Annotated in this window: 2 protein-coding genes; both read left to right on the forward strand. The window is 71.9% G+C overall.

From position 1 onward, the window contains the following. Positions 1-107: 107 nt before the first annotated feature. Positions 108-7,283, forward strand: coding sequence for an SDR family NAD(P)-dependent oxidoreductase (locus ACFZDI_RS35815; RefSeq protein ID WP_391256725.1), 7,176 nt, complete (start codon positions 108-110; stop codon positions 7,281-7,283). A gap of 49 nt (positions 7,284-7,332) precedes the next feature. Next, positions 7,333-9,347 (forward strand): beta-ketoacyl synthase N-terminal-like domain-containing protein (locus tag ACFZDI_RS35820; protein WP_391256727.1); only part of this gene is annotated, 2,015 nt, incomplete at its 3' end.

Below are 9,347 nucleotides of genomic sequence, written 5' to 3' on the forward strand. Positions count from 1 at the left end.
CCACCCCCGACGAACTCACCACCGGACACCACCCCTTCCACGACTCCCTCTTCCACGTGCAATGGCCACAGCTGCCCCTCCCCCCGGCCAACCCGGGCGCGAGCATCATGTCGGTCATCGTCGGCGCGGATCCGGCGGAGCTGGCGGAGTTGGCTCAGGCAGAGAGCGTGCCCGCCGTGGTGTTCGTACCGCTCACGGCCACAGCCACGGCCGGTCCTTCCGAGGCGGACGTCGCGGGCACCGTCCGTGCGACCGCGCATCGCGTCCTGGAGCTCCTCCAGGGCTGGCTCGCGGAGAGCCGTTTCGCCGACTCCCGCCTGGTCTTCGTGACCCGGGGCGCGGTCGCGACGGGTGCGGACGACGGCGTCGAGGACCTCGTGCACGCCCCTGTCTGGGGCCTCGTACGGTCGGCGCAGGCCGAGAACCCGGGGAGGTTCGCCCTCATTGACATGGAGGCGACCGACGCCGCCGGGGCCGAACTCCTCACGGCTGTCACCGCCACGGGTGAGGAGCAGGTGGCCGTGCGCGGCGGCAAGGCCCTCGTCCCGCGCCTGGCCCGCTTCTCCAGCCGGGAAGCTGAGCCGGGAGCCGGTATCGACAACCGGGGCACGGTCCTGATCACGGGTGGCACCGGGTCACTCGGCGCGCTGTTCGCCCGTCACCTCGTCACCGAGTACGGCATACGACACCTCGTCCTCACCAGCCGCCGAGGCCGTGCCGCCGAGGGTGCCGACGACCTGGCCGGCGAACTCAGCGCCCTCGGCGCGAGCACCGTCACCGTCGCCGCCTGCGACGCCGCGGACCGTGAAGCCCTTGCGGCCCTCATCGCCGACGTCCCCGCCGGGCACCCCCTCACGGCGGTCATCCACACCGCCGGTGTTCTCGACGACGGGGTCATCGACTCCCTCACCCCGGACCGGCTCGACGCGGTCCTGCGCCCCAAGGCGGACGCCGCCGTCCATCTGCACGAGCTGACGAAGGACCTCGGCCTCTCCGCGTTCGTCCTCTTCTCCTCCGCGGCCGGTGTGTTCGGCGAGGCCGGGCAGGGCAACTACTCGGCCGCCAACAGCTTCCTGGACGCGCTGGCCTCCCACCGCCGCGCCCAGGGACTGCCCGCCACCTCACTCGCCTGGGGCTTCTGGGAGCAGCGCAGCGGCATCACCGGACATCTCTCGGCCACCGACATCGAGCGCATGAGGCGTGCCGGGACCCTGCCGCTCACCTCGGAGGAGGGGCTCGCGATGTTCGACGCCGCGGTCCGCGGCACGGAGGCGACGCTCGTCCCGATCCCGCTGGACCTGGCGGCGCTGCGGACACAGGGCGGTACCGTTCCGGCGCTGCTCCACAAGCTCGTCGGATCTCCCGCGCGGCGCACGGCCCGGACCGGGACCGTGGCCGCCGGATCGGGTCTGGCGCAGCGCCTGGCCGGTCTGTCGCGGGGCGAGCAGGACAGCGTGCTGCTGGACTTCGTTCGTACGCACGTGGCCGCCGTTCTCGGCCACGGCGGCGCGGACGCGGTCGAACCGGGGCGCGCTTTCAAGGAGTTGGGCTTCGACTCGCTGACCGCGGTCGAACTGCGCAACCGCCTGGGCGGCGAGACCGGGCTGCGGCTCCCCGCGACCCTGGTCTTCGACTACCCGACGCCCGCCGCGCTCGTCGAGTACATCGGCGGTGAGGTTCTCGGGCAGGACGCCGGGACGGCCCTCGCCGTCGCCGCGCCGGCCGAGACCGCCGTGGCGACGGACGACGACCCGATCGCGATCGTGGGCGTCGCCTGCCGCTACCCCGGTGGGGCCACGTCCTCCGAGGCACTGTGGCGACTGCTGCTCGCGGGCGAGGAGGGCCTGACGGACTTCCCGGCCGACCGCGGCTGGGACCTCGACGCCCTCTTCGACTCCGACCCCGACCGCGTCGGCACCACCTACGCCCGGGTCGGCGGCTTCCTGGAGAGTGCCGGCGACTTCGACCCCGCGTTCTTCGGGATCTCGCCGCGCGAGGCGCTGGCGATGGACCCGCAGCAGCGACTGCTCCTCGAAGCCTCCTGGGAAGCGCTGGAGCGCGCCGGGATCGACCCGGCGTCCATCCGCGGCAGCCAGACCGGCGTGTTCGCCGGTGTCATGAGCTCCGACTACTACTCGGGCCGCGACTCCGCCCCGGAGGGCGTCGAGGGCTACCTCGGCACCGGCAACTCGGGCAGCGTCGCCTCGGGCCGCGTCTCGTACGTGCTCGGCCTCGAAGGCCCGGCCGTCTCCGTGGACACCGCGTGCTCGTCCTCGCTCGTCGCCCTGCACCTGGCCGTGCAGTCGCTGCGCCAGCGGGAGTGCTCGCTGGCACTGGTCGGTGGCGTCACCGTCATGGCCAGCCCGGACACGTTCGTCGACTTCTCGCGCCAGCGCGGCCTCGCCCCCGACGGCCGTTGCAAGGCCTTCGCGGCGGCCGCGGACGGCACCGGCTGGGCGGAAGGCGTGGGCATGCTGCTCGTCGAGCGGCTGTCGGAGGCGCGCCGCAACGGCCACTCCGTTCTCGCGCTGGTGCGCGGCACGGCCGTCAACCAGGACGGCGCGTCGAACGGGCTCACCGCCCCGAACGGCCCCTCGCAGCAGCGCGTCATCCGCCAGGCCCTCGCCAACGCGCGGCTGACGCCCGCCGAGGTGGACGCCGTGGAGGCACACGGCACCGGCACGCGGCTCGGCGACCCGATCGAGGCCCAGGCGCTGCTCGCCACGTACGGCCAGGGCCGCGAGGGCTCCGAGCCGCTGTGGCTCGGCTCCATCAAGTCCAACATCGGACACAGCCAGGCGGCTTCGGGTGTGGCGGGCATCATCAAGATGGTCATGGCGATGCGGGAGGGGCTGCTGCCCAAGACCCTGCACGTCGACGAGCCGTCGGCGGAGGTGGACTGGTCGGCGGGCGACGTGCGGCTGCTGACCGAGGCCCGCGAGTGGCCCGAGGCCGGGCGCCCGCGCCGGGCCGGCGTCTCGTCCTTCGGCATCGGTGGCACCAACGCCCATGTGATTCTGGAGCAGGCGCCGGTCGATGACTCCGAGGCCGCTGTCGACGAGGGGGGCTCCGAGGCTCCGGTCGTCGGTGGGGTCGTTCCGTGGGTCCTGTCGGGCAAGACGGAGGAGGCGCTGCGGGCGCAGGCCGAGCGGCTGCACTCCTTCCTGCGGGACAACTCCGAGCTGCGTCCGGCCGATGTGGGGTACTCCCTCGCCGTGACGCGGGCCCGCTTCGAGCACCGGGCCGTCATCACCGGCTCCGATGTCGATGAACTCCTCGCGGGTGTGCAGGCGTTGGCGTTCGGGGATGCGTCGGGTGCGGTGGCCTCGGGGAGCGTGCGGCGCGGCAAGCTGGCGTTCCTGTTCACGGGGCAGGGCAGCCAGCGGGCCGGGATGGGCCGCGAGCTGTATGAGACGTATCCCGTGTTCGCTGCTGCCTTTGATGAGGTGTGCGGGCAGTTTGACGGGCTGCTTAAAGGTCCGCTGAAGGATGTCGTCTTCGGTACGGACGGGACGGACGCCGGTCTGATCGACCAGACTGTTTACACGCAGGCCGCGCTCTTCGCCATCGAGGTCGCACTCTTCCGCCTGGTGGAGGCGTGGGGCCTGACCCCTGACTTCCTCGTCGGGCACTCCGTGGGTGAGCTGGCTGCCGCCCATGTGGCCGGGGTCTTCACCCTGGAAGACGCGACCAAGCTCGTCGCCGCTCGTGGACGCCTCATGCAGGCCCTCCCCGCCGGTGGGGCCATGGCAGCCATCCAGGCCACGGAGGCGGAGATCCTGCCGCTCCTGGAAGGCCGCGAGCACGAGATCGCCATCGCCGCCATCAACGGTCCCACCTCGGTCGTGGTTTCCGGTGACGAGACCGCGGTCGTCGAGGTGCTGGAGCACTGGCGCGAGCAGGGGCGCAAGGTCCACCAGCTCCGCGTCAGCCACGCCTTCCACTCCCCCCGCATGGAACCCATGCTGGACGAGTTCCGCACCATCGCGGCGGGCCTGACCTACGGCACTCCGAGCATCCCGGTCGTCTCCAACCTCACCGGCCGGCTCGCCACCCCCGAGGACATCGGCTCACCCGAGTACTGGGTACGCCACGTCCGCCAGGCCGTCCGCTTCGCCGACGGCATCACCCACCTCGCCGAACAAGGCGTCACGTCCTTCATCGAGCTGGGCCCCGACGGAACCCTCTCCGCCCTGGCCCAGCAAACCCTCACCGACACAGAAGAGGCCCTCTTCACCCCCGTACTCCGCAAGAACCGCCCCGAAACCGAAACCCTCACCCAGGCCATCGGCACCGCCCACATCCACGGCGCCGAACTCGACTGGGACGGCGTCTTCGCAGGCCACGACGCACAGCGCGTCGACCTCCCCACCTACGCCTTCCAGCACGACCGCTACTGGCTCGAAGCGCTCGCTCCCCTCGGCGACGCCTCCGGGCTCGGCCAGGCGCCCGCCGGGCACCCGCTGCTCGGCGCCACCATCGCCCTTCCGGAGTCGGACACCACCGTCCTCACCGGTCGGCTGTCCCTCCAGTCACACCCCTGGCTGGCCGACCACGTGGTGCTCGGGTCGGCGTTGCTGCCCGGGTCCGTCCTCGTCGAGCTGGCGATCCACGCCGGCGACCAGGCGGGCTGCGGCAACCTGGCGGAACTGGCCGTCCAGACCCCGCTCGTGCTCCCGCAGCGCGGTGGAAGTGCCGTACGCGTGACCGTGGAGGCCGCCGACGCGAGCGGTGACCGACGCGTGGTGATCTACTCGCGGCCCGACGACGCCGACGCGCGAACCCCGTGGACCCTGCACGCCGAGGGCGTACTCACGGACGGTACGACCGATGGCGACTTCGAGCTGTCGGTGTGGCCGCCCGAGGGTGCCACGGAGGTCGGACTCGAAGGACTGTACGACGACTTGACGAACATCGGCGCCGAGTACGGGCCGGTCTTCCAGGGGCTGCGCAAGGTCTGGCGGCTCGGCACCGACACGTACGCCGACATCGCGCTTCCCGAGGGGACCTCGACCGACGGCTTCGGGCTCCATCCCGCACTCCTCGACGCCGCCCTGCACACACTGCACCTCGACACCCTCGGCGCGGTCGAGGACGGCCGGATCTCCCTGCCGACCGCCTGGAGCGGCGTCACGCTCCACGCGACGGGCGCCTCCCTGCTGCGCGTACGCATCACTGAGCACCTCGGCGTACAGATCGCGGACGGGTCCGGCTCGCCCGTGGCGACGATCGCCGCGCTCGGGCTGGAACCGGTGACGGACGAGGCGGTCTCCGCGGGCCGCACCGGGTTCCATGAGGCGCTGTTCCAATCCGAGTGGGCGCCGTTGGCGCTCGGCGCGTCCGGCACTGCCGCGCCCGACATCGCCGCCGGGTGGGCCGTGCTCGAGGGCGACACGCTGGGCCTGCCGTTCGACGGCGCGGCGTGGTACGCGGACTTGAGCGAGCTGTCCCGGGAGGGGTCCGTACCGTCGGTGGTGTTCGCACCCCTGAGTTCCACGCCCGACACGCCTGACACTGGCACACCTGACACTGACACGCCTGAGTCGAGCGGCGGGGCCGCTCAGGGCGATGCGCGGGGTCTCGCTCAGGCAGCGCACGACGCGCTGTACGGGGCGCTGGGCCTGGCCCAGGAGTGGCTGGCCGACGAGCGGTTCGCCGATTCGCGGCTCGTGCTCGTGACGCAGGGGGCAGCCGCCACCGGGCCCGACGAGGACGTACCGGACCTGGAGAACGCCGCCGTCTGGGGGCTGATCCGCTCGGCGCAGACCGAGAATCCGAACCGGTTTGTACTCCTTGACGTACGCGGTGACGAACTCACTGCCGAACTGCTCGCCGCCGCCCTCGACTCCGGTGAGCCCGAGCTGGCCGTCCGGGGAGACCAGGTGTCCGCGCGGCGCCTCGCCCGCGTTCCCGCCGTCGGGGTGCCCACGACGGCCCCTGTCGAACTGGACCGGGCGGGCACCGCGCTGATCACCGGCGGTACCGGCACGCTCGGTGCGCTGGTGGCGCGGCACCTGGTGACCGAGCACGGCGTGCGCCGTCTCCTCCTGACCAGCCGGCGCGGTCTCGATGCCGAGGGCGCACCGGAGCTGGCCGCCGAGCTGACGGCACTCGGCGCGCACGTGGAGATCGCCTCCTGCGACGTGACGGACTTCTCGGCGCTTGCCTCTCTGGTGAAGTCCGTGCCGGTCGACCATCCGCTCACGGCGGTCGTGCACACCGCCGGGGTGATCGACGACGCCACGATCGGCTCGCTCACACCTGAGCGGCTCGGCCGGGTGCTGCGTCCGAAGATCGACGCCGTGCTCAACCTCCATGAGCTGACCCGGAACCTGGACCTGTCGGCCTTCGTCCTCTTCTCCTCCGCCGCCAGCCTCTTCGGCGAGGCGGGCCAGGCCAACTACGTCGCGGGCAACTCCTTCCTCGACGCCCTGGCGCAGGCCCGGCGCGCCGACGGCCTCGCGGCCACCTCGCTCCAGTGGGGCTTCTGGGGGCAGCGCAGCGGCATCACAGGCCACCTCTCGGCGGCCGACGTACAGCGCATGGAGCGCGGTGGCATGCTGCCGATCTCCTCGGAGCTTGGCATGTCGCTGTTCGACGTGGCCCGCGAGTCCGGTCGTCCCGTTGTCGCCCCGGTGCGCCTCGATCTCACCAAGCTGCTCGCTCAGGAGGGCGGTTCGGACGAGGCTCTGCTGCGCGGGCTGCGGCGTGGTCCCGGCCGGCGCGCGGCGGCGGCCGGCGGGCTCGCCGGTCACGGGGCGACGCTCGCCGACCGGCTCACCGGGCTCAGCGGTACGGAGCAGGACGCGCTGCTGCTGGAATCCGTGCGGACCCATGTCGCGGCGGTGCTCGGCCACAGCGGCGGCGCGGGCCTCGAACCGGGGCGCGCCTTCAAGGAGTTGGGCTTCGACTCGCTCACCGCGGTCGAACTGCGCAACCGTCTGGGCGCGGAGACCGGCCTGCGGCTGCCGGCCACTCTCGTCTTCGACTATCCGACGCCGCTCGCGCTCACCGGATATCTGCGCGCCCAGCTGGTGCCGGACGGCGAGGACCCCGACACCGGCGCCGACCCCGAGGAGGCGCGTATCCGCTCCGCCCTCGCGGCGGTCCCGCTGGCCCGCTTCCGCGAGGCCGGTGTGCTGGATCTCCTGATGGACCTGGCCGGTCTGGGTGACGCGGACCCCGCGCCCGAGGACGACGGCCTATCCGACGCGATCGACGACATCGACGCGATGGACACCGAACACCTGATCCGTATGGCGCTCGGAAACGCCGACTCATGACGTCTGATGCTGATGTGACGTCTGTTGTGACGTCTGATGTGTGGAGCTCTTGATGACAACGTCCCAGGCACAACTCGTCGAGGCGCTGCGTGCGTCGATCAAGGAAGCCGAGAGCCTGAAGCAGCAGAACCGGCAACTCGTCGGTGCGGCGACGGAGCCGGTCGCGATCGTCGGCATGGCGTGCCGCTACCCGGGCGGGGTCGCTTCGCCCGAGGACCTGTGGAGGCTGGTGTCGGACGGGGTCGACGCGATCTCCGGGTTCCCGACGGACCGCGGCTGGGACATCGAGGGGCTGTACGACCCCGACCCGGACAAGCCCGGCAAGATCGTCTCGCGTGAGGGCGGATTCCTCTACGAGGCGGGGGACTTCGATCCGGCGTTCTTCGGGATCTCGCCGCGCGAGGCGCTGGCGATGGACCCGCAGCAGCGGCTGCTCCTTGAGGCCTCCTGGGAGGCGTTCGAGCGCGCCGGTCTCGATCCCGAGGCGATGCGCGGCAGCCAGACGGGCATGTTCGCCGGGGTGATGAGCTCGGACTACTACTCCGAGTTCACCAAGTCCGTCGAGGGGCTTGAGGGCTATCTCAGCACCGGCAACTCGGGCAGTGTCGCCTCGGGCCGCGTCTCATACGTGCTCGGCCTGGAGGGCCCGGCCGTCTCGGTGGACACCGCGTGCTCGTCCTCGCTGGTGGCCCTGCACCTGGCGGTCCAGTCGCTGCGCCGGGGAGAGTGCTCACTGGCGCTTGCCGGTGGTGTCACGGTCATGTCGACGCCGGACACATTCGTCGAGTTCTCACGCCAGCGGGGCCTCGCCCCCGACGGCCGCTGCAAGCCCTTCGCGGGCGCGGCGGACGGCACCGGCTGGGCGGAGGGCGTGGGCATGCTCCTCGTCGAACGCCTCTCCGACGCCCGCCGCAACGGTCACCAGGTGCTTGCGGTGATCAGGGGTACGGCCCTCAATCAGGACGGCGCGTCGAACGGTCTGACTGCGCCCAACGGGCCCTCCCAGCAGCGCGTCATCCGGCGGGCACTGAGCAACGCCGGTCTGTCGACGAGCGACGTCGACGCGGTCGAGGCGCACGGCACGGGGACGCGGCTCGGCGACCCGATCGAGGCGCAGGCCCTCCTTGCCACGTACGGCCAGGGCCGCCAGGGCGCGGAACCGCTCTGGCTCGGCTCCATCAAGTCCAACATCGGTCACAGCCAGGCGGCTTCGGGCATCGCCGGCATCATCAAGATGGTCATCGCCATGCGGGAGGGCCTGCTGCCGAAGACCCTGCACGTCGATGAGCCGGCCCCCGAGGTGGACTGGTCGGCGGGCGACGTCCGCCTACTGACCGAGGCCCGCAAGTGGCCGCAGGTGGACAGGCCGAGACGGGCAGCGGTGTCGTCGTTCGGCATGAGCGGTACGAACGCGCACGTCGTACTGGAGCAGGTACCGGCGGCGGACCTCGGAGCAGGCGAGACACCGATCGTCGCCGGCCCCGTGCCGTGGGTCCTCTCGGGCAAGACCGAGGACGCGCTGCGGGCGCAGGCCGACCGGCTGCTCTCCTTCCTGGAGCGCAAGCCCGAGCTGGGCCCGGCGGATGTCGGCTACTCCCTGGCGGTGTCGCGCGCACGGTTCGAGCACCGGGCCGTGGTCACGGGCGCGAGCCGTGAGGAGCTGCTGGCCGGCCTGCGGTCGGTGGCTGCCGGGGAGGCACCCTCGGGGAGCGTCAGCCCTGGCCGACTGGCGTTCCTGTTCACGGGGCAGGGCAGCCAGCGGGCCGGAATGGGCCGCGAACTTTACGAGACGCATCCCGTGTTCGCCGCCTCATTCGATGAGGTGTGTGCCCGCTTCGATGGGCAGCTGGAGCGTCCGCTGAAGGATGTCGTCTTCGGCACGGACGGGACGGACGCCGGTCTGATCGACCAGACCGTGTACACGCAGGCCGCGCTCTTCGCCATCGAGGTCGCGCTGTTCCGGCTCGTCGAGGCCTGGGGTCTGACCCCTGACTTCCTCGTCGGGCACTCCGTGGGTGAACTGGCCGCCGCCCATGTGGCCGGGGTCTTCACCCTGGAAGACGC

Origin of the sequence: Streptomyces sp. NPDC007907, assembly GCF_042959365.1 — a bacterium.
Classification (GTDB): domain Bacteria; phylum Actinomycetota; class Actinomycetes; order Streptomycetales; family Streptomycetaceae; genus Streptomyces; species Streptomyces indiaensis.